21 protein-coding genes are annotated in these 20,948 nt (G+C 69.0%); 9 read left to right on the forward strand and 12 right to left on the reverse strand.

Annotated elements, in window-relative coordinates; all coding sequences use genetic code 11:
- Positions 1 to 20: 20 nt before the first annotated feature.
- From Q9S78_RS07495 to sdhC, 4 genes are read right to left on the reverse strand one after another with little or no spacing between them, the layout of a single operon-like run.
- The gene (locus Q9S78_RS07495) at positions 21 to 788 is read right to left on the reverse strand and encodes a succinate dehydrogenase iron-sulfur subunit (RefSeq protein WP_018188787.1); all 768 of its coding nucleotides are present in this window, start codon (positions 786 to 788) and stop codon (positions 21 to 23) included.
- Positions 788 to 2,614 carry a succinate dehydrogenase flavoprotein subunit gene (sdhA, locus tag Q9S78_RS07500; protein ID WP_018188786.1) on the reverse strand — a complete coding sequence of 609 codons (1,827 nt, stop codon included), beginning with the start codon at positions 2,612 to 2,614 and terminating at the stop codon, positions 788 to 790. The genes Q9S78_RS07495 and sdhA overlap by 1 nt, the downstream gene beginning before the upstream one ends.
- Positions 2,615 to 2,660: 46 nt before the next feature.
- Positions 2,661 to 3,122: a succinate dehydrogenase hydrophobic membrane anchor subunit gene (locus Q9S78_RS07505; RefSeq protein ID WP_311857673.1), complete on the reverse strand. Its 462-nt coding sequence runs from the start codon at positions 3,120 to 3,122 to the stop codon at positions 2,661 to 2,663.
- Positions 3,122 to 3,556 (reverse strand): succinate dehydrogenase, cytochrome b556 subunit, encoded by a 435-nt coding sequence (gene sdhC, locus Q9S78_RS07510; protein ID WP_018188784.1) that lies wholly within the window; start codon positions 3,554 to 3,556, stop codon positions 3,122 to 3,124. Before sdhC ends, Q9S78_RS07505 begins: the two co-directional genes overlap by 1 nt.
- A gap of 163 nt (positions 3,557 to 3,719) precedes the next feature.
- Here sdhC and Q9S78_RS07515 point away from each other — a divergent pair, with 163 nt between their 5' ends.
- The 8 genes from Q9S78_RS07515 (at position 3,720) to Q9S78_RS07550 (ending at position 13,214) form a co-directional block, all read left to right on the forward strand.
- On the forward strand, positions 3,720 to 4,832 hold the full coding sequence (locus Q9S78_RS07515; RefSeq protein ID WP_311869881.1) for a mannose-1-phosphate guanylyltransferase: 1,113 nt from the start codon (positions 3,720 to 3,722) through the stop codon (positions 4,830 to 4,832).
- 163 nt (positions 4,833 to 4,995) lie between these two features.
- Positions 4,996 to 6,120: a BMP family lipoprotein gene (locus tag Q9S78_RS07520; protein WP_311869884.1), complete on the forward strand. Its 1,125-nt coding sequence runs from the start codon at positions 4,996 to 4,998 to the stop codon at positions 6,118 to 6,120.
- A 112-nt stretch (positions 6,121 to 6,232) separates the two neighbouring features.
- Positions 6,233 to 7,747 (forward strand): ABC transporter ATP-binding protein, encoded by a 1,515-nt coding sequence (locus tag Q9S78_RS07525; RefSeq protein WP_018188781.1) that lies wholly within the window; start codon positions 6,233 to 6,235, stop codon positions 7,745 to 7,747.
- Positions 7,744 to 9,054, forward strand: a complete 1,311-nt coding sequence (locus tag Q9S78_RS07530; RefSeq protein ID WP_018188780.1) for an ABC transporter permease — start codon at positions 7,744 to 7,746, stop codon at positions 9,052 to 9,054. Before Q9S78_RS07525 ends, Q9S78_RS07530 begins: the two co-directional genes overlap by 4 nt.
- Positions 9,051 to 10,337 carry an ABC transporter permease gene (locus Q9S78_RS07535; protein WP_311857667.1) on the forward strand — a complete coding sequence of 429 codons (1,287 nt, stop codon included), beginning with the start codon at positions 9,051 to 9,053 and terminating at the stop codon, positions 10,335 to 10,337. The genes Q9S78_RS07530 and Q9S78_RS07535 overlap by 4 nt, the downstream gene beginning before the upstream one ends.
- A 23-nt stretch (positions 10,338 to 10,360) precedes the next feature.
- Positions 10,361 to 10,786, forward strand: coding sequence for a cytidine deaminase (locus Q9S78_RS07540; RefSeq protein WP_081626489.1), 426 nt, complete (start codon positions 10,361 to 10,363; stop codon positions 10,784 to 10,786).
- Positions 10,783 to 12,075 carry a thymidine phosphorylase gene (locus Q9S78_RS07545; RefSeq protein ID WP_020096721.1) on the forward strand — a complete coding sequence of 431 codons (1,293 nt, stop codon included), beginning with the start codon at positions 10,783 to 10,785 and terminating at the stop codon, positions 12,073 to 12,075. The genes Q9S78_RS07540 and Q9S78_RS07545 overlap by 4 nt, the downstream gene beginning before the upstream one ends.
- 23 nt (positions 12,076 to 12,098) lie before the next feature.
- Positions 12,099 to 13,214 (forward strand): adenosine deaminase, encoded by a 1,116-nt coding sequence (locus tag Q9S78_RS07550; protein ID WP_018188776.1) that lies wholly within the window; start codon positions 12,099 to 12,101, stop codon positions 13,212 to 13,214.
- Positions 13,215 to 13,327: 113 nt separating this feature from the next.
- On the opposite strand, the gene Q9S78_RS07555 is transcribed toward Q9S78_RS07550, so the two are convergent.
- Complete coding sequence (locus Q9S78_RS07555; RefSeq protein ID WP_020096722.1) at positions 13,328 to 13,816, reverse strand: endonuclease domain-containing protein; 489 nt, start codon at positions 13,814 to 13,816, stop codon at positions 13,328 to 13,330.
- 63 nt (positions 13,817 to 13,879) lie between these two features.
- Between Q9S78_RS07555 and Q9S78_RS07560 the strand changes: the two genes are divergently transcribed.
- Positions 13,880 to 14,110 (forward strand): hypothetical protein, encoded by a 231-nt coding sequence (locus tag Q9S78_RS07560; RefSeq protein ID WP_020096723.1) that lies wholly within the window; start codon positions 13,880 to 13,882, stop codon positions 14,108 to 14,110.
- Between the two features lie 370 nt (positions 14,111 to 14,480).
- Here Q9S78_RS07560 and Q9S78_RS07565 read toward each other — a convergent pair whose 3' ends face one another.
- The 7 genes from Q9S78_RS07565 to Q9S78_RS07595 form a co-directional block, all read right to left on the reverse strand.
- Entirely contained in the window at positions 14,481 to 15,239 is a 759-nt protein-coding gene (locus Q9S78_RS07565; RefSeq protein ID WP_311869890.1) for an alpha/beta hydrolase, read from the reverse strand.
- The gene (locus Q9S78_RS07570; protein WP_311857664.1) at positions 15,236 to 16,399 is read right to left on the reverse strand and encodes a mannitol-1-phosphate 5-dehydrogenase; all 1,164 of its coding nucleotides are present in this window, start codon (positions 16,397 to 16,399) and stop codon (positions 15,236 to 15,238) included. The genes Q9S78_RS07565 and Q9S78_RS07570 overlap by 4 nt, the downstream gene beginning before the upstream one ends.
- Positions 16,396 to 16,836, reverse strand: a complete 441-nt coding sequence (locus Q9S78_RS07575) for a PTS mannitol transporter subunit IIA (RefSeq protein ID WP_018188772.1) — start codon at positions 16,834 to 16,836, stop codon at positions 16,396 to 16,398. The genes Q9S78_RS07570 and Q9S78_RS07575 overlap by 4 nt, the downstream gene beginning before the upstream one ends.
- A gap of 79 nt (positions 16,837 to 16,915) precedes the next feature.
- The gene (locus Q9S78_RS07580) at positions 16,916 to 18,541 is read right to left on the reverse strand and encodes a PTS mannitol transporter subunit IIBC (protein ID WP_026303048.1); all 1,626 of its coding nucleotides are present in this window, start codon (positions 18,539 to 18,541) and stop codon (positions 16,916 to 16,918) included.
- 29 nt (positions 18,542 to 18,570) lie between these two features.
- Positions 18,571 to 20,238 (reverse strand): phosphoenolpyruvate--protein phosphotransferase, encoded by a 1,668-nt coding sequence (gene ptsP, locus Q9S78_RS07585; protein ID WP_311869891.1) that lies wholly within the window; start codon positions 20,236 to 20,238, stop codon positions 18,571 to 18,573.
- Positions 20,239 to 20,245: 7 nt separating this feature from the next.
- Positions 20,246 to 20,521 (reverse strand): HPr family phosphocarrier protein, encoded by a 276-nt coding sequence (locus Q9S78_RS07590; RefSeq protein ID WP_311869892.1) that lies wholly within the window; start codon positions 20,519 to 20,521, stop codon positions 20,246 to 20,248.
- Positions 20,518 to 20,847: a PTS sugar transporter subunit IIB gene (locus Q9S78_RS07595; protein WP_018188768.1), complete on the reverse strand. Its 330-nt coding sequence runs from the start codon at positions 20,845 to 20,847 to the stop codon at positions 20,518 to 20,520. The genes Q9S78_RS07590 and Q9S78_RS07595 overlap by 4 nt, the downstream gene beginning before the upstream one ends.
- Positions 20,848 to 20,948 lie beyond the last annotated feature (101 nt).

The raw sequence follows: 20,948 nt of genomic DNA on the forward strand, positions 1-20,948 counted from the left end.
CTCGAGGCTATCCGGCCGGATCAGCTGCGGAGGACCGCCTGCTTGACCTCGGCGATGGCCTTGGTGATCTCGATGCCGCGGGGGCACGCCTCGGTGCAGTTGAAGGTCGTGCGGCAGCGCCACACGCCTTCCTTGTCGTTGAGGATGTCGAGGCGCACGTCGCCCGCGTCGTCGCGCGAGTCGAAGATGAAGCGGTGCGCGTTGACGATCGCGGCGGGGCCGAAGTACTGACCGTCGGTCCAGAACACGGGGCAGGACGACGTGCACGCGGCGCAGAGGATGCACTTCGTGGTGTCGTCGTAGACGGCGCGGTCCTTGATCGACTGGATGCGCTCCTTGCCGGGCTCCGGCGCGCTGTTCGCTTGGAGGAAGGGCTGCACGTCGCGGAAGGACTCGAAGAACGGGTCCATGTCGACGATGAGGTCCTTCTCCAGCGGCAGTCCCTTGATCGCCTCGACGTAGATCGGCTTCGAGATGTCGAGGTCCTTGATCAGCGTCTTGCAGGCGAGGCGGTTGCGACCATTGATGCGCATGGCGTCCGAGCCGCAGATGCCGTGGGCGCACGAGCGGCGGAAGCTCAGCGTGCCGTCGACGTCCCACTTGATGCGGTGCAGTGCGTCCAGCACGCGGTCCGTCGGGTACATCTCCACGTCGTAGTCGACCCAGCGCGGCTCAGCGTCCACCTCGGGGTCGAAGCGCCGGATGATGAAGGTGACCAGGTACGACTGGATGCCGGAGTCGTTCGTCTCCTGCGTCTGCGCCGGGGCGCCGCTGTCGACGATCGTCATCAGTACTTCCTCTCCATCGGCGGGTAGTTGTACTCGCCCTGCTCGTTCTTGGTGAACACGACCGGCTTCCAATCCAGGCGGATGTGGTCCTCGGGGTTCGCGGAGTGCGGGTCGCCCGTGAGGTAGGCCATCGTGTGCTGCATGTATTCGTCGTCGTTGCGGTCGGGGTAGTCCTCGCGCATGTGACCGCCGCGGCTCTCCTTGCGGTTGCGCGCGGCGTAGGCGACGATCTCGGCGATGTCGAGGAGGAAGCCCAGCTCGACGGCCTCGAGGAGGTCGGTGTTGTAGCGCTTGCCCTTGTCGTCGACGTGGACGTTCTTGTACCGCTCGCGCAGGTCGTTGATCGTGCCCATGACGTTCGTGAGCGTCTCTTCGGTGCGGAAGACCTGGGCGTTGGCGTCCATCTCCTCCTGCAGCTTCTTGCGGAGCGTGGAGATGCGCTCGGTGCCCGCGTTGTTGCGCAGACCCTCGATCAGCTCGCGGACCTCCTTCGCGGGGTCCTCGGGGAGCGGCATGAACTCGGCGGTCTGGACGTACTCGACCGCGTTCTGGCCGGAGCGCTTCCCGAAGACGTTGATGTCCAGGAGCGAGTTCGTGCCGAGGCGGTTCGCGCCATGCACCGATACGCACGCGCACTCGCCCGCGGCGTAGAGGCCGGGGACGACGGTGTCGTTGTCGGCGAGGACCTCGCCCTTGATGTTGGTCGGGATGCCGCCCATCGCGTAGTGCGCGGTCGGCATGACCGGCACCGGCTCGACGACCGGGTCGACGCCGAGGTAGGTACGGGCGAACTCGGTGATGTCGGGGAGCTTCGTCTCGAGCACCTCGGCGCCCAGGTGCGTGCAGTCGAGGTAGACGTAGTCCTTGTTCGGACCGGCGCCGCGGCCCTCGAGGACCTCCTTGACCATGCACCGGGCGACGATGTCGCGGGGCGCCAGGTCCTTGATGGTGGGGGCGTAGCGCTCCATGAACCGCTCACCCGAGGCGTTGCGGAGGATCGCGCCCTCACCGCGGGCACCCTCGGTGAGGAGGATGCCGAGGCCCGCCAGACCTGTCGGGTGGAACTGGAAGAACTCGATGTCCTCGAGCGGCAGTCCCTTGCGCCAGACGATGCCGACGCCGTCACCGGTGAGGGTGTGGGCGTTCGAGGTCGTCTTGAAGATCTTGCCGAAGCCGCCGGTTGCGAAGATGACGGCCTTGGCGTGGAAGACGTGGAGGTCGCCGGTGGCGAGCTCGTACGCGACGACACCGGCGATGCCGGTGCGACCCAGGGCATCCTTCACCGTGATGAGGTCGAGGGCGTAGAACTCGTTGAAGAAGTTGATGCCGAGCTTGACGCAGTTCTGGAACAGCGTCTGGAGGATCATGTGACCCGTCCGGTCGGCGGCGTAGCAGGCGCGACGGACCGGGTTCTTGCCGTGCTCAGCGGTGTGCCCGCCGAAACGGCGCTGGTCGATCTTGCCGTCGGGCGTGCGGTTGAAGGGCAGGCCCATGTTCTCGAGGTCGATGACCGCGTCGATGGCCTCCTTCGCGAGGATCTCAGCCGCGTCCTGGTCGACGAGGTAGTCGCCGCCCTTGACGGTGTCGAAGGTGTGCCACTCCCAGGAGTCCTCTTCGACGTTGGCGAGCGCTGCCGCCATGCCGCCCTGGGCCGCGCCGGTGTGGCTGCGGGTCGGGTAGAGCTTGGTGATGACGGCCGTCTTCGCGCCGGGGCCGGCTTCGATCGCGGCGCGCATGCCGGCGCCGCCGGCGCCCACGATGACGACGTCGAACTGGTGGTAGTGGACGCCGTCCTTGACGACGGAGTCCGCGGTCTGAGTGCTCACGTGACGAATGCCTCTGTTCTCTGCTTTGCGTGCCGGCGCGGCCGGCTCAGCCCTGTGCCTTGCAGACCTCGGCGAGAACGCTGCCGTCGAGGTTGGGGATGCAGGGATCGAAGGTGAAGACCACGAGGGTGCCGAGGAGGATCATGAAGCCGGCCACCACCCAGAGGCTGGTGACGAGGACCCGGCGGACCTTCGCGTTGGTGACGTAGTCGTTGACGATCGTGCGCATGCCGTTCGTGCCGTGGATGAACGCCAGCCACAGCATGAGGACGTCCCACCACTGCCAGAACGGGTTCGAGAACTTGCCGGCCACGAACGCGAAGTCGAGGGCCGAGATGCCCTTGCCCACCATGAGGTTGACGAAGAGGTGTCCGAAGATCAGGACGAGCAGCAGCACGCCCGAGACGCGCATGAAGACCCAGCCCCACTTCTCGAGGTTGGGACCCTTCTTGCGGACGGCGGCCTTGCCCTGCGGGGTGCGCGGAGCGGCGAGGGTGTCGGCGGTCATCAGTGCTCGCCTCCCATGTGCGAGAAGACGTTCGGAAGGTGGCGCGCGGCGAAGCCGACGAGGGTGACGGCCCAGACGGCCAGCACACCCCACCACAGCTGCCGCTGGTGACGCGTGGCCCACGGCCACAGGTCCACCGCGATGATGCGGAGGCCGTTGAAGGCGTGGTAGACGATCGCGCCGACCAGGGCGACTTCGCCGAGGCCCATGATCGGGTTCTTGTACGTGCCGATGACCGCGTTGTACGCATCGGGGGAGACCCGGATGAGTGCGGTGTCGAGGACGTGCACGAGCAGGAAGAAGAAGATGGCGATGCCCGTGATGCGGTGAAGGACCCACGACCACATGCCCTCGTTGCCGCGGTACAGCGTGCCGCGCGGGGTCTTGGACGTGGTCTCAGCGATCGACGGCGTGACGCGTGCTGGTGCAGACACGGTCGTCCTCCCTTGAGTGAGATGGATCGCGCGCGTGCGGCGAGATCGCGGCATCCCGGGGAATGTCGCCCATCGTCGCAAGCGGGCGCATCGACCATCCTAAGCGGCCTCGCGAGGGGTGGGCGAGGAAGGCGAGCCTTAATCGGCCGGTAGGGTTCCGACCATGGTCGAACACATCGAGGACTTTTACGCCGTCATCCCCGCCGGGGGCGTCGGATCCCGCCTGTGGCCCCTGTCTCGCGCGGATGCCCCGAAGTTCCTCCACGACCTGACCGGGTCGGGGCACTCCCTCCTCCGCGACACCTGGAACCGGCTCGAGCCCCTCACCGGGCCCGATCGGATCGCCGTCGTCACCGGCCGCGCGCACCGCGCCGCCGTCGAGGCGCAGCTCCCCGGCATCCCCGACAAGAACGTCATCCTCGAATCCGAGCCGCGGGACTCCGCCGCCGCGATCGGACTCGCTGCGGCGATCCTGCACCGGCGGCATCCGGACGTCGTCATCGGATCCTTCGCCGCCGATCACGTCATCCGCGGCTCGCGCGTGTTCGAGTTCGCGGTGCGCGACGCCGTCGAGGTCGCACGCGAGGGCTACATCTGCACGATCGGCATCACCCCGTCCGAGCCGGCGGTCGGCTTCGGCTACATCAAGCGGGGCGGCGAGCTGATCGTCGACGGCGCGCGGGATGCCTCCCTGGTCGAGCGCTTCGTCGAGAAGCCCGACCTCGAGACAGCGAAGGCCTACGTCGCCGATCGCTCCTACCTCTGGAACGCGGGCATGTTCATCTCGCGGGCCGACGTCCTGCTCGCCGAGATCGAGGCGAACAACCCCACCCTGCACGCCGGGCTCATGGAGCTCGCCGAAGCGTGGGACGACCGTGACCTGCGGGGCCCCGCCGTCGACCGCATCTGGCCGACCCTCGAGAAGATCGCGATCGACTACGTCGTCGCGGAGCCGGCGGCGGAGAAGGGCAAGCTCGCCGTCGTCCCCGGACACTTCGACTGGGACGACGTGGGGGACTTCGCGAGCCTCGCCAAGCTCAACTCGGGCGGCCGCACCGACCTCGCGATCCTCGGACAGAACGCCCGGGTGCTCTCGGATGCCGCGAGCGGCATCGTCGTCTCGCAGACGAGTCGCGTGATCAGCATCATCGGCGTCAAGGACATCGTCGTCGTCGACACGGACGACGCGCTTCTGGTGACCACCGCCGAGCACGCCCAGCGGGTCAAGAGCGTCGTCGACGCGCTGAAGGTGACCGGTCGCGGCGACGTCCTCTGACACCCCGTCCGTTGAGCAGGATGCCGCTCCTGTGACGGGTTCATTGCGGCTTTGTAACCATTCGGACGAACGGGCTCATCAGGGTGACCGGTCGTCGTCACAGTGGGTAACTTCGGTTGCGCACACCCGCGAAGTCCGCGGGTTCTCTTCCGTGGAGGCACTCTTGACCATCTCGAACCCGAAGAAGCTCGCCGGCATCGCCGGTGCCGCGCTTCTCATCGCCGCGCTGGCTGGCTGCGGTACCGCACCCGAGGCCAACCCGACGTCGTCCGCCGGCGCCGGTGGCGGCGACATCGTCGACGGCTTCAAGCCCTGCCTGGTCTCCGACGCCGGTGGCTGGAACGACAAGTCGTTCAACGAGTCGGCCAAGAACGGCATGGACAAGGCCGCCGGCGAGCTGGGCATCAAGCCCCTCGAGTTCGAGTCGACCAACGACAACGACTACGAGCCCAACATGACCACGGCGATCTCCGAGGGCTGCACCCTCATCGTCTCGGTCGGCTTCAAGCTCGCCGCGGCGACGGTCGAGGCGGCCAAGGCCAACCCGGAACTGCAGTTCGCGATCATCGACGACTACGCGGACACCGACCAGGACGGCAAGACCGACGCCCCCAACATCAAGCCCCTCGTGTTCAACACGGCGGAGGCCGCGTACCTCGGTGGTTACGCCGCCGCCGCGTGGTCCGCTGAGGCCGGCGTCAACAAGGTGGGCACCTTCGGTGGCCTCCAGATCCCCTCGGTCGCGGTCTTCATGGACGGCTACGCCCTCGGCGTCGAGAAGTACAACGAGGACAAGGGTGCCGACGTCAAGCTCTTCGGCTGGGACGTTGCCGCTCAGAAGGGCGCCTTCACCGGCGGCTTCGACGCGAACGACACCGCCAAGCAGACCGCTCAGTCGGTCCTCGACCAGGGCGTCGACGTCATCCTCCCCGTCGGCGGTCCGATCTACACGAGCGCGGCAGCGGCGATCAAGGACAGCGGTGACGACACCCTCATCCTCGGTGTCGACAGCGACCTCGCCGTCGCCGACGACACGGTCTCCGACATCACGCTGGTCTCGATCATGAAGGCGATCGACGTGGCCGTCTACGACACCACCGTCGCCGCATCGACCGGCAAGTTCGACGCCGCGCCGTACGTCGGCACCCTCGAGAACGAGGGCGTCAAGCTCTCGAGTTTCCACGACTTCGAGTCGAAGCTGCCCGCCGGTCTGACCGACGAGCTCGCCGCGCTCCAGAAGTCGATCATCTCCGGTGACATCACGGTGGAGTCCAAGAACTCGCCGTGATCTGAACGACATCCACTCGGGGCGGGCAGCGCAGAGCTGTCCGCCCCGAGTGCCGTTCGCTCAACGTTTTATGGCGGGTACTTTCCAGACACCCGCCGGTTAGGGTTCTCGTATGAAGCTCGAGCTCCGCGGAATCACGAAAAGATTCGGCAGCCTCGTCGCCAACGATCACATCGACCTCGTGGTCGAGCCGGGGGAGATCCACGCTCTCCTCGGCGAGAACGGCGCCGGCAAATCCACTCTCATGAACGTCCTCTACGGCCTCTACCGCGCCGATGAGGGACAGATCCTGCTGGACGACGCCGTCCAGAACTTCCGGGGTCCCGGTGACGCGATGGCGGCCGGCATCGGCATGGTGCACCAGCACTTCATGCTCATCCCCGTGTTCACCGTCGCCGAGAACGTCATGCTCGGCCACGAGAAGACGACCGGCCTCGGCAAGCTCGACCTCGCGCAGGCCCGCGCCCATGTGCGTGCCGTCGCCGACCGGTTCGGCTTCCAGATCGACCCCGACGCCCTCGTCGGCGACCTCCCCGTCGGCGTCCAGCAGCGCGTCGAGATCATCAAGGCCCTCTCCCGCGACGCGAAGGTCCTCGTCTTCGACGAGCCGACCGCGGTCCTCACCCCCCAGGAGACGGACGAGCTCATGGGGATCATGCGACAGCTGCGCGACGAGGGGACGTCCATCGTCTTCATCACGCACAAGCTGCGCGAAGTGCGCGAGGTCGCCGACCGGATCACGGTCGTACGCCTCGGCAAGATCGTCGGCACCGCGTCGCCGACGGCGACCAACGCCGAGCTCGCCTCCCTCATGGTCGGTCGTGCCGTAGAGCTCACCGTCCAGAAGGAGCCGGCCAAGCCGAGCTCCGGCGGACTCGAGGTGCGAGACCTGCGCGTCCTCACCCCCGGCGGCGCCATCGTCGTCGACGAGGTGTCGTTCGACGTCCGTCCTGGCGAGATCCTCGCCGTCGCCGGTGTGCAGGGCAACGGCCAGACGGAGCTCGTCGAGGCCATCGTCGGCCTCGCCGCCCGCACCGAGGGCTCCATCAGCCTCGACGGCACGGAGCTCGTCGGAAAGAGCGTCCGCAGCATCCTGGATGCCGGCGTGGGCTTCGTCCCCGAGGACCGCAAGGAAGACGGGCTCGTCGGCGGCTTCTCCGTCGCCGAGAACCTCATCCTCGACCGCACCACCGACCCGGCGTTCTCGCGTGCGGGCACCATCCGCCGCGCCGAACTCGACGCGTTCGCGCGCGCCCGCATCGAGGAATACGACATCCGCACGCGGGGTCCCGAGACCCCTGCAGGCACCTTGTCCGGCGGAAACCAGCAGAAGGTCGTCATCGCTCGCGAGATGAGCCGCGACCTCAAGCTCTTCGTCGCCGCCCAGCCGACCCGCGGCGTCGACGTCGGATCCATCGAGTTCATCCACAAGCGCATCGTCGAGACGCGCGACGCGGGGATCCCCGTGATCGTCGTGTCGACCGAGCTCGACGAGGTCACCGCACTCGCCGATCGCATCGCTGTCATGTACCGCGGGCGCGTCGTGGGCATCGTCCCCGGTGACACCCCCCGCGAAACCCTCGGCCTCATGATGGCCGGCGCAACCGACCCGGAGGTGGCTGCATGAGCGGCACGACGCCCGGCGCCGCCGACGCGGCGCATCCCGCTGCACAGCTGCCCACCGCGAGCGGCCCGCTGACGGGGGAGAAGGAGCCGGGTCAGCCTTCGCGCACCGACGTCTTCTTCCGCGAGCTCGTGCGCGGCAGCGCCGTCACGACGATCCTCGCCTTCGTGCTCGCCATGATCGTCGGCGGCGTGCTCATCGCGGTGACCAACGAAGAGGTGCAGCGCACGAGCGGATACTTCTTCGCGCGTCCCACCGACACCCTCGTCGCGGCGTGGAACGCCATCTACACCGGGTACGAGGCCCTCTTCCGCGGCGCCGTCTTCAACCCGCGCGTCGGCGACTTCTCGGCGCAGATCCGCCCGCTGACCAACACCCTCGGGTTCGCCGCGCCGCTGATCGCCGCCGGCCTCGGCGTCGCCCTGGCGTTCCGCGTCGGCCTGTTCAACATCGGTGCGCGCGGCCAGATGCTCGTCGGTGCCCTGTTCGCAGGCTTCTTCGCGTTCAACCTCGACCTGCCGCTGCTCGTGCACCTGCCGCTCACCCTGCTCGCCGGCATCCTGGGCGGAGCGATCTGGGGTGGTCTTGTGGGTCTGCTGAAGGCGCGCACCGGTGCGCACGAGGTGATCCTCACGATCATGCTCAACTACGTCGCGTACTACCTGCTGCTGTGGATGCTGCGCACCCCGGGTCTCCTGCAGGCAGAGGGCAGCAACCAGCCGCAGTCGCAGCCGACGCCGGCCACAGCCCAGTTCCCCGACCTGTTCGGCCCGACGTTCCCGCAGCTGGACTGGGGCTTCGTCATCGTCGTCGTCGCGACCGTGTTCGTCTGGTGGCTCATCGAGCGCTCCAGCCTCGGACTGCGGATGCGGGCCGTCGGCGAGAACCCGCACGCCGCGCGTGCGGGCGGCATCAACGTCGAGCGCATCTACATCTACGCCATGGTCTTCGCCGGCGGCCTCGCCGGTCTCGCCGCCATGAACCAGATCCAGGGCAACGTCACGACCGGTTTCGCCGCCACCATCGACGCCGGCATCGGCTTCGACGCGATCACCGTGGCCCTCCTCGGGCGCAGCCGCGCGTGGGGGACCTTCGCGGCCGGCATCCTGTTCGGCGCCCTCAAGGCGGGGTCGTTCTCGATGCAGGCGCAGGGGATCCCGGTCGACATCGTGCTCGTCGTCCAGTCGCTCGTCGTGCTCTTCATCGCCGCGCCGCCTCTGCTGCGCGCCGTGTTCTTCCTTCCCAAGACCGAGATCGAGAAGGCGGACAAGGCGCGAGCCAAGGCCGCGAAGAAGGCGGTGGCGGCATGAGCGCTCCGGCTCCCGCACTCGAATCCGACGGCACCATCCAGCTGACCGTCGTCAAGGCGCGTCACGTCAAGGTGCCGATCGTGTTCGGCGTCGTCGTCGTGCTGATGGCGCTCCTGTTCGGCCTCGTCCCCCGCGGCGCCGTCACGACGTTCCGCCTCGGCGACGCGACCTCGTCGATCGCCGTCCCGAACATCGAGGTGCCGACGGGCGCCACGAGCTGGGCGATGGTCGTCGTCCTCGTCCTCCTCGCTGCACTCGCGGCATGGAACGCGTGGAACTACCGCCGGACGCCGCTGTGGCTGACCTCGGTCTTCGCGGTCGTTGCGGTCGTCGCCTTCATCGTGTGGGCCGCCGCCGGAGGAACCTTCCCCGTCACGAGCCTGCTCTTCGGAGCCGTGTCGCTGTCGGTCCCGCTGGTGTTCGGTGCGCTGGGCGGCGTCATCGGCGAACGCGTCGGCGTCGTCAACGTCGCCATCGAGGGTCAGCTGCTGTTGGGCGCCTTCTCGGCGGCACTCCTGTCGAGCATCACGGGCAGCCCGTTCATCGGCCTGATCGGCGCGATGGTGGGCGGCGTGCTGGTCTCCTTCGTCCTCGCGGCGTTCGCCATCAAGTACCTCGTCGACCAGGTGATCGTCGGCGTCGTCCTGAACGTCCTCGTGACCGGCCTGACGGGCTTCCTCTACGGGGCGCTGCTCGTCCCCAACGAGGACACCCTCAACCGTCCGGAGCGCTTCGGCCGCATCGAGATCCCGTTCCTGAGCGAGATCCCGATCATCGGTCCGGTCCTGTTCAACCAGACCTTCATCGTGTACCTCATGTACGTCGCGGTCGCCGTTGTCTCATGGAGCCTCTACCGCACGCGCTGGGGTCTGCGCCTTCGCGCCGTGGGTGAGCACCCGCAGGCCGCCGACACCGTGGGCATCAAGGTCAACACGACGCGATTCTGGAACGTCTCGCTCGCCGGAGCGATCGCCGGCATCGGCGGCGCGTACTTCACGCTCGTCTCGGTGCCGCAGTTCGGCAAGGAGATGACCGCCGGGCTCGGCTTCATCGCTCTCGCGGCCGTCATCTTCGGCCGGTGGGACCCGATCCGCGCGACGCTCGCCGCGCTGCTGTTCGGCTTTGCGACGAACCTGCAGAACCAGCTCACCGTGCTGGACACCCCCATCCCGAGCGAATTCATGCTCATGCTGCCGTACGTCGTGACGATCCTCGCGGTCGCCGGTTTCGCCGGGCAGATCCGCGGGCCCGCGGCAGCGGGCAAGCCCTACATCAAGGGCTGACACGGGATGCCGCGACCCGCGGCATCCGCTCATCTACAGAGGAAGAAGTCGTGACCGACATCGATTGGGACGAGCTGCGTTCGGCAGCCGTCGAGGCCATGGAGAAGGCGTACGCGCCGTACTCCCGTTACCGAGTGGGCGCCGCGGCGCTCGTGAGCGACGGGCGGATCGTGACCGGCTGCAACGTCGAGAACGCCTCCTACGGGGTCGGCCTGTGCGCCGAATGCGGCCTTGTCGGGAACCTCCACATGACCGGCGGCGGCGAGCTCGTCGCGTTCGTCTGCGTCAACAACGACGGCGAGACGATCATGCCGTGCGGCCGGTGCCGACAGCTGCTCAACGAATTCGCGATCCCCGGGATGCTGCTGGAAACCGTGTCCGGTATCCGCACCATCGACGAGGTCCTGCCCGATGCGTTCGGTCCCCGCGATCTGGAGGCCGCCCGATGAGCGCGGTCGAGGCGTTCGACGCCGTCGACGTCATCCGGACGAAGCGCGACGGCGGCGCCGTCCCCGAGGATGCGCTCCGCTGGATGATCGACGCGTACACCCGCGAGTACGTCGCCGACTCGCAGATGGCCGCGTTCGCGATGGCGGTGCTCCTCAACGGGATGAACCGCGACGAGATCCGCGTCATGACCGATGCGATGATCGCCTCGGGGGAGCGGATGAGCTTCGGCGGGCTCGGCAAGCCGACCGTCGACAAGCACTCCACCGGCGGCGTCGGTGACAAGATCACCCTCCCGCTCGCGCCGCTCGTCGCCGCCTTCGGCGTCGCGGTGCCGCAGCTGTCGGGCCGCGGACTGGGGCACACCGGCGGCACGCTCGACAAGCTCGAGGCCATCCCCGGCTGGCGAGCAGCCCTCAGCAACGACGAGATGATCGCGCAGATGCGGGATGTCGGCGCCGTCATCTGCGCCGCCGGCTCCGGCCTGGCACCGGCCGACAAGCGCCTCTACGCGCTCCGCGACGTCACCGGCACCGTCGAGGCGATCCCGCTCATCGCCTCGAGCATCATGTCGAAGAAGATCGCCGAGGGCACGGATTCGCTCGTCCTCGACGTGAAGTTCGGCTCCGGCGCCTTCATGCAGGACGTCGACAAGGCCCGCGAGCTCGCCCGCACGATGGTCGCCCTCGGCACCGATTCGGGCGTCGCGACCACGGCGCTGCTCACCGACATGAACACGCCCCTCGGCCTCGCCATCGGTAACGCCAACGAGGTCCGCGAGTCCGTCGAGGTGCTCGCCGGCGGCGGACCCGCCGACGTCGTCGAGCTGACCGTCGCGCTCGCACGAGAGATGCTCGCCCTCGCCGGCCAGCCCGACGCCGACGTGGAAGCCGCCCTGAAGGACGGGCGCGCCATGGACTCGTGGCGCCGGATGATCCGCGCGCAGGACGGTGACCCGGATGCCGCGATGCCCACCGCGCGCGAGACCCACACCGTCACGGCGACCGAGTCCGGCGTCGTCACGCGGCTCGAAGCCCTCCCGTTCGGGATCGCCGCCTGGCGCCTCGGCGCCGGACGCGCCCGTGCACAGGACCCCGTCATCCACGCCGCCGGCATCGACCTGCACGTGAAGCCGGGCGACACGGTCACCGCCGGACAGCCGCTGTTCACACTGCTGGCCGACGATGAGAACCGCTTCGCGCGGGCCGCCGAGGCGCTCGAGGGCGCCTGGGAGATCGGTGCGGAAGCCCCGGCATCCACCCCGCTCGTCCTCGAGCGCATCACCGCCTGAACCCCTCACGACAGGACTGCACAATGGCCATCGATCAGCACGGTGACGCGAACCTCGAGGGCGTCTCGATCCGCTCGCTCCCCAAGGTGTCGCTGCACGACCACCTCGACGGCGCGCTCCGGCCGCAGACGATCATCGAGCTCGCCGACGAGGCGGGCGTCGAGGTTCCCGAAGCCGCGGCCGACGACCTCGCCGACTGGTTCGAGGACCAGTCCGATTCGGGCTCGCTCGTCGAGTACCTGAAGACGTTCGACCTGACCATCGCGGTCATGCAGACCCGTGACGGGCTGCGCCGCGTCGCGAAGGAGTTCGTCGAGGACCTCGCAGCCGACGGCGTCATCTACGGCGAGGTGCGCTGGGCGCCCGAGCAGCACCTGGGCGGCGGCCTGAGCCTCGACGAGGTCGTGGAAGCCGTGCAGGAGGGCATCGAGGAGGGCGAGGACTCGGTCGAGGGATCGGGCCGCGACATCCGTGTCGGCCAGCTCATCACCGCCATGCGTCACACCGACCGGTCGCTCGAGATCGCCGAGCTCGCCGTCCGCCACCGCGGTCGCGGCGCCGTCGGGTTCGACATCGCCGGTCCGGAGGCGGGCTTCCCGCCGTCGAACCTGCGCCCGGCGTTCGACTACCTGGCATCCGCCTTCTTCCCCGCCACGGTGCACGCCGGTGAGGCCGCGGGGCTCGATTCGATCCGCTCCGCGCTGATCGACGGGCGGGCACTGCGCCTCGGACACGGTGTGCGCATCGCCGAGGACCTCGACGTCGTCGCGGAGAAGGGCGAGGAGGTGCAGGTCCGCTTCGGCGACCTGGCGCGCTGGGTCCGCGACCGCGAGATCCCCCTCGAACTGTCGCCCTCGTCGAACCTGCAGACCGGCGCGATCGCGGCGTGGGGAACGCAGCTCGAGGATCACCCCTTCGACCTGCTGTACCAGCTCGGCTTCGCCGTCACCGTGAACGTCGACAACCGCACCATGAGCCGCACCTCGCTGACCCGCGAGCTCAAGCTCCTCGCCGACGCGTTCGAGTACACGCTCGACGACCTCGAGGCCTTCCAGCTGAACGCTGCGGCGGCGGCCTTCCTCACGATCGAGGAGCGCGAGGAGCTCATCGAGCTCATCGGCGAGGGCTTCTCGGCCTGACGGGGGCGTCGCCATGGACCGTCCCCGGGCTCGGTGGCGCTGTCCGCGGAGTTTTCGCACTCCGGGCGGCGATCCGGTGCCTGACGAGCGCGGCGGCCTCAGTTTCTCCTCGGTCAGTGCCGCTCAAGCGCGCGGCTGATCGACAGGCGGACGTGGTCGCGGTGGTACTGGATGTCCTCCGCAAGCGGGCGGACCGTGGTGTATCCGAGCGCGGCGGCCGCGAGGTCGCGCCGCCGGTCGCGCTTCTGCGCCTCCCACCCCTCGTGGTGAGCACGGCTGTCGCATTCGATGATCAGCCATCCTTCGACGACGAAGTCGACCCGCCCGACCGTCGTGATGCTCACCTGCGTCTCGAATCGACAACCGAGTGAGCGGAGGATCAGCCGCATCAGGGTCTCGGGACCGGACTCGGCCGACCGATCGATGAGGGTCCGAAGGCTGCGGTGCCGGTGCGGCAGCCGGCGGAAGATCTCCGCGATCGTGACCTCGTCGATGAGACCCAGACGCCATGCACTGTCGAGGGTGGCGACGGCCGCGCGCGGTTCCTGGCACCGGACGGCCGCCACGACCGCGCTGACGATATCGACCGATGTGGCGCTCACCGGCAGCGAAGCGGGTCGCCAATGCCGGACGACGTCCGGTGAGGCCGGCGGGAGACTGCTGCGGTGCGGCTCGACCTGGACGTGGAGGCGAGTCTCCGAGAGGACGTACACGCCGAGCATTCGCAGCAGCGAGACGCAATCGAGGCGGTCACCGGATCGAGCCGCTCGGATCAGATCGGGGTGAGCGTCTCCCCGGAGGTACCGGTCTCGGCGAACGCGGACGAGCCGCCCGGAGGCGACGGCACGGTCGATGTCGCGACGTCGGAGGCCGGCATCGCTGAGTTGTCGCCGTGAGAGGGCAGGGGACGGGAGCGTGTGAACGGACATGCGCCTGAGGGTGTCCGTTTGGTGCCCGCCTTCTCCGCCCGCGCGCTGGATAGGGGAGGAGCGCGACGATCTGGTCCGCCGGGGAGGAACCGGCGTTGGCACTGTCCGAGGAGGTCCTTCGCCGGGCGGGGTTGCCGGCCTGCCCCTCGCGGGCCCGCCCTGCGGCACTGTCAGAGGAAATCCGCCCCAGGGCGGCCTCTCAAGGGTGAGAAACCGCGGGCAGCCGCGAATTCTCCGCGGTTGTGGCTAGTCAGCGCGGCGGCGGAGGTTGATGGGTGCGGGCTGTGGGAGCCGGGCTCCTCCGCGGCTGTGGCCAGAGTGGGACTTCGACCGCGAGTCAGAGGCGGGGGAGGAGCTCCGCGACGGATGCCGTGATCTCGGCCGCCATGGCGGGGTCGTCGATCGTGGGGGTGCCGTCGCCGGCCTGCGGGCCGTAGTCGCCGAAGGAGGCGTGCGAGGCGCCGGGGATCTCGACGAACTCGGCGTCGGCGGGCAGCATGCCGCGGGCATCCTGGATCTTCTCGGGGGTGGAAAGCCCGTCCTCGGAGCCCGAGATGCTCAGCACGGGAAGCCCGGAACCGGACAGGTCGTTCGCGCAGTACGAGGCGAAGAGCACGAGGCCGTCGGCATCCGGTGCGAGCTGACAGGCGCGCACCCCGCCGAGGGAGTGGCCGCCGACGAGCCAGGTGTCGACGTCGGGCGCGGCATCGGTGAACGTCGACAGCGGCCGGGGGTCGAAGAAAGCGAGGTTCAGCCACGGGCGGGTGATGACGACCGTCATCCCGTCCTCCGCGACGAGCCCCGCGAGCTTCGCCTCGTACGACTCGGCGTCCACCTTCGCCCCGGGGATGAAGACGAGCCCGACGGTGCTCTCTCCGGAGGACGGCGACATCACGACGTTGCCGCCGGTGTCGGACACGGCGATCCGGTCGTCCTCGCGCACTGAGGCGAGCGGGCCGGCCTCGGCGCCCATGACGCCGACCTGGCTCCAGATGACGATGCCGAGGATGCCGGCGACGAGCAGCCCCGCCACGGACAGCAGCACGATCCAGACGATGCGCCGTGCCCGGGAGCGGGGCCGCTTCGACGCGCTCACGCGCTGTAGAGGCCGAGCTCGGTCTGCCGCTGGGCGACCTGCTCCTGGATGCGTGCGAACAGGGGGTGGGCAGGCTCGAGACCTGTGACGGATGCCGTGAAGGCCGCGGCATCCTCGGTTCGGATGCGCTCCTGCAACTCGACGGCCTGCGGGTCTGCAGCGTCCTCGAACCGCAGTGCGGCGGCGATCGCGGCGATGAGTCCGTCGACGCCGAGACCGCGCTCGGCGGCCGCCGAGGCGGGGCCGACGAAGCGCTCGTGACGCGACAGCTTGCGCAGCGGCTGACGGCCGACGCGCTGCACGGTGTCGGGCAGGGCCTCGTTGGAGAACCGCTCGAGGATCGTCGCGCGGTACTCGGCGAGCTCGGCGGGGTCGAGCCCGTGCGCGGCCGCGAGGAACGCGGAGGTCTCCTCGAGTGCCTGCTCGACCTTGCCCCGGATGCCGGGGTCCGCCAGGGCGTCCGAGATCCGGGTGATCCCCGCGGCGGCACCGAAGTAGGCGGTGGCGGCGTGGCCGGTGTTGACCGTGAAGAGCTTCCGCTCGATGTAGGGGGCGAGGTCGTCGACGAAGTGCGCGCCGGGGATGTTCGGCAGGTCGTCGCCGAACGGTCCGCGCTCGATGGCCCACTCGAAGAACGGCTCGACCGTCACGTCGACGCCTGCGCCCTCGGGCTGGCCGGGGACGATGCGGTCGACGGCGGTGTTGGCGAACACGGCGCGCGTGGAGAGATCGCCCCACGCATCACCGGCGAGCTTCTCGATCTCGCCGCGGAGGGTGTCGGTCGCGCCGATCGCGTTCTCGCACGCCATGACCTGCAGCGGCTTCGCGTCGGCGGAGCGACGGGCGAGTCCCTCGAGGATGTGCGGTGCGACGAACGGCAGGATGTTGGGTCCCACGGCGGTCGTCACGACGTCGGCCGCAGCGACCTCGTCGGCGACGGCATCCGGGTCGGCCTGGCTGTTGATCGCCCGGAAGCCGGTGACGGTCTTGTCGCCTCCGCCCGGCCCGACCTCGTGGACCGTGTACTCGGATGCCGCGTTGATGGTCTCGACGAGGGTCGGGGCGACGTCCGAGAAGACGAGCTCGTACCCGCCCTCGTGCAAGAGCAGTCCGACGAAGCCGCGGCCGATGTTTCCGGCGCCGAAGTGGACGGCCTTCATGCGTTGTTCACCGTGGCGAGCAGCTGGTAGAGCTCCTCGGGCGTCTGCGCGGCCTTGAGCTTCGCGACCTCCTCGTCCTCGGAGAACAGGAGGGCGATCTGCGACAGGATCTCGAGGTGCTCGTCGCCCTTGCCGGCGATGCCGACGACGAACGACACGTGCTCGCCGCCCCAGTCGACGCCGCCGTCGTAGCGGACGAACGAGAGTGCGGAGTCGAGGATCGCCTCCTTGGTTTCGTTCGTTCCGTGGGGGATCGCGAGCTCGTTGCCCATGTAGGTCGAGACAGCGACCTCGCGCTGCTGCATCGCGTCGAAGTAGGCGCTCGTCACGGCGCCGGCGGCCTCGAGGATGTCGGCGGCCTCCTTCATGGCCTGTTCCTGGCTGACGGAGCCGGAGTGGATGCGGATCTGGCCGAGGGTGAGGACTTCGCGAGCCATGACGTTCTCCTTCTGAGGGGGTGGGAAAAAGGATGCTGCGGGGTCGGGACCATTGTTCCCGACCCCGCAGCGGCGTGCATCAGACGTCGCCGCGCTGGCGACGCACCATCTCGACGACCTCGTCGTACTTCGGCGAGTTCATGAAGTTGTCGACCGAGACGTGCAGGGAGTCGGGGGTGACTCCACGCGCGCGGTCGGTCAGCTGCTGCTGCGTGATGACCAGGTCGGCCGACGGGTCGAGGTTCGCGATCGCCTTGTTGGTGACCGTGACGCCCTCCACGCCCGCCTTCTTGAACTTGTTGCGGAGCACGCTCGCGCCCATCGCGGACGAGCCCATGCCGGCGTCGCAGGCGAACACGACGTTCGTGATCTCGCGCTCGGCGACGGCGGTGCCGGCGGGGGCGGATGCGGCGGCTGTCGCCGTACCCGAGCCGCGGAGGGCGTCCATCGCGGACGAGGACTTGCCCTTGTTGGCCTCCGTCTGCGCGATCGCGGCGTCGAAGGTGTCACCCTCGGCAGCGAGGTCGCGCTTGCGGGACGCCCGCAGGATGACAGCGGTGATGAGGAACGTGACGACGGCTGCGACGACGACGGATGCGTAGACGACGAGCAGGTTCGGCACGCCGGCACCGATCGCCGCGGCCGTGACCGCGATGATGCTGCCGGGAGCGGCGGGGAACTGGAGTCCGCCGTTGAACAGCATGTTGACGGTCACACCGCTTGCGCCACCGGCGATCAGCGCGAGGATCGTGGCGGGCTTGCTCAGCGCGTACGGGAAGTAGATCTCGTGGATGCCGCCGACGAACTGGATGATCGCGGCGCCCGGTGCGGATGCCTTCGCCTGTCCGACGCCGAAGAACGTGAACGCGAGCAGCAGGCCGAGGCCCGGGCCGGGGTTCGCTTCGATGAGGAAGAGGATCGACTTACCGGCATCCTCAACCTGCTGGAGAGCCAGCGGCGTGAACACACCGTGGTTGATGGCGTTGTTGAGGAAGAGCACCTTCGCCGGCTCGACGAAGATCGACAGCAGCGGCAGCAGGCTGAGCGACACGAGCCAGTCGACGATCCCGCCGAGCAGTCGGCCGATTCCGAGCATGAGGGGACCGAATGCGAAGAAGCCGAAGATCGCGAGGAGCATGCCGAGGATGCCCGCCGAGAAGTTGTTGACGAGCATCTCGAAGCCGGGCTTGATCTTGCCGTCCCACAGCTTGTCCATCTGCTTCGTGACCCACGCGGCGAGCGGGCCCATGATCATGGCGCCGAGGAACATCGGCTGGTCGGTGCCGACGATGACACCCATGACGGCGATCGTCGCCACAACACCACCGCGGGCGTCGTAGACCATGCGGCCGGCGGTGTTCGCGATCAGAAGGGGCAGAAGGTAGGTCACCATCGCCCCGACGATGCCGACGTAGCCCGTGTAAGTGCCGTTGTCGCTTGCGGTCAGCGCGGTGCGTGCACCCTCCCACCCGATTGCGGAGACGTCGCCGCCGCCGCCGAGGATCTCCGCGACCGGGAACCAGTGCCAGCCGAAGGGGCTGTTGGCGCCGAAGAACCCGTCGGGAATGAAGAGCATCGTGATGAAGCCCCATGCGATGAACGCTGCGATGTTGGGCATGATCATGCCCGACAGGAACGTTCCGAATCGCTGCACGCCGACGCGTGCGCGGCTTGCGCCGCGTGTGGCTGTTGTCGCCGTTGACATGTGCTGTGTCTCCTTTTGTGTGCCGCGGTTCATGCGGCGGTGTGCTGTGCTGCGGCTTCCTGGGCCGCGGCTCGGGCGGATGCCGCATCGGATGCGGCGAGGGCTGCTCCGGCGATGCGCTTGGCGTCGTCGAGGCTGTGGTGCAAGAGGGTGGCGCGCACGTCTGCGAGCGCCGTCGGTGCCATGGAAAGCGTCGTTGCGCCGAGGCCGACGAGGACGACGGCGAGCAGCGGGTCGGCCGCCGCCTCGCCGCAGATGCCGATCGGCTTGCCGGTGACGCGTCCGCCGTCGCCCGTCGCCTTGACGAGCTGCAGGACGGCGGGATGCCACGGGTCCTGGAACGAGGAGACCGAACCCAGCAGGCGGTCGGCCGCCAGCGTGTACTGCGTCAGGTCGTTGGTCCCGATGGAGGCGAAATCGGCGTGGGCGAGGACCTTGTCGGCCAGCAGAGCCGAGGAGGGGACCTCGACCATGACGCCTGCGGTCTTGATGCCGTACTCCTTCGCGAGCGTGACGAAGTACTCGGTCTCCTCGACGGTCGACACCATCGGTGCCATGACCCAGAGGTCGGCTTCGGTGGCGGCGTCCGCGTTGGCGAGGGCGGTGAGCTGCTCGCGCAGGATGTCCTCGCTGGCGCGGAGGGCGCGGAGGCCGCGGAGTCCGAGGGCCGGGTTCTCCTCGTGCGCGTCGTTCAGGAAGGCGAGCGGCTTGTCGGCGCCGGCATCCAGCGCCCGGACGACGACCTTCTTGCCGGGGAACGCCTGCAGCAGCTCGGTGTACGCCTTCGTCTGCTCCTCGACGGTCGGCGCCTGCGACGAGCTCAGGAAGAGGAACTCCGTGCGGAAAAGGCCCACACCCTCGGCGCCGAGCTCGACGGCCTTCGCGGCGTCCTGCGGCTTGCCGAGGTTCGCGAGCAGCGGCACCGCGGTACCGTCCGCGAGCGCCCCCGGGGTGACAGGCGCGTCCGCCGCGGCGGCGCGATCGGCCTCGCGGCGCTCCGCCTGGGCGATGTCGTCGTCGGTCGGCTGGGTCGTGACGACACCGGCCGCGGCGTCGACGACGACCGTCTCGCCCTCGGCGAGACCGGCCGCACCGCGGACGCCGACGACGGCGACGATGGACTTCTCGCGGGCGAGGATCGCGGTGTGCGACGTCGGGCCGCCCTCGGTCGTCACGAGCGCGAGGACCTTGTCGAGGTCGAGGAGCGCGGTATCGGCGGGAGCGAGGTCCTTCGCGACGAGGACGAACGGATGCCCCGGGTCGGGCACTCCGGGAGCGGCGACGCCGCGCAGGTGCGCGATCACGCGCTGTGCGACGTCGTCGAGGTCGGCGGCGCGCTCGCCGAGGTAGCCGCCCATCGCGGAGAGCGTGTCGCGGAACGACGCGAAAGCATCGAAGACGGCGAACTCGGCGGTCTTGCCGGCGCCGATGCGGTTGGTGACCTCTTCTTCGAGCGCCGGGTCCTCGGCCATCATGGCCTGCGCCTCGAGGACCTCCTGCGCGGCACCTCCCGCGGTCTCGCCGCGCTGCTCCAGCTCGCGCGCGACCGCCTCGATCGCGGCACGGACGCGCGCGGTCTCCTCGTCCGCGCTCCGTGCGCTCTTCTCGTCCTTCGGCGCGGGCAGCGGCTCCGCCATCCGCGCGATGGGGCCGTGGCTCACGCCCAGGCCGATTCCTACTCCTCGAAGCTCAGTCATGTGTCCCTCAGGCGTCGTGGTCGGTGGTCAGAAGTTCGGTGAGGGCGTCGAGCACCCCTTCGGCGTTCGCGCCGTCTGCGGTGAGCGTCACGTAGTCGCCGTTCTCAGCACCGAGCGAGATCACGCTGAGGATGCTGGCGGCGTTGACCGCTCCGCCGGATCCCTTCGAGATCGTGACGGGGATGCCGGAATCCTTCGCGGCCCGCGCGAACATCTTCGCGGGGCGGGCGTGCAGGCCGTTGGAGGAGCCGATCCTCACGGTCCGGCTGGCCGGTGCGCTCATCGCGGGGTCCTTTCACTGCGGTCTGCCGCTGTCGCGGCGTTCACCAGGGCGAGCGTGCGGATTCCGTCACGGTCGTCGAAGACGTCCTCCGGCAGCAGCACGGTGCGCGCCTGTCGGGTGGCGGCATCCCGTTCGATGTCGGGGAGGGCGGAGGCGAGGTGCGGACCCACGAGCACCACGTCGCCGGCGTCGGCCTCCGTGGCGACCATGCCGGGCACTCCGGCGCGGACGAACAGGTCCCTGCCTTCGCGCTGTGCGGCGTGCCGCAGACGCTGGGCGACGAACGTGCTCGACGCACCGGCGCCGCAGACGACGAGGATCTTCATCGATCCGCCTCCTTGTCTCTCCGCCATTCTCATCCGACTCACAGGAAGCGACAACCAGCCGTTCTTCCGCGGGGGAGGAAACCCCCTGGTCGCACAGGTGG

The organism is Microbacterium aquilitoris (genome assembly GCF_031932285.1).
Lineage (GTDB): Bacteria > Actinomycetota > Actinomycetes > Actinomycetales > Microbacteriaceae > Microbacterium > Microbacterium aquilitoris.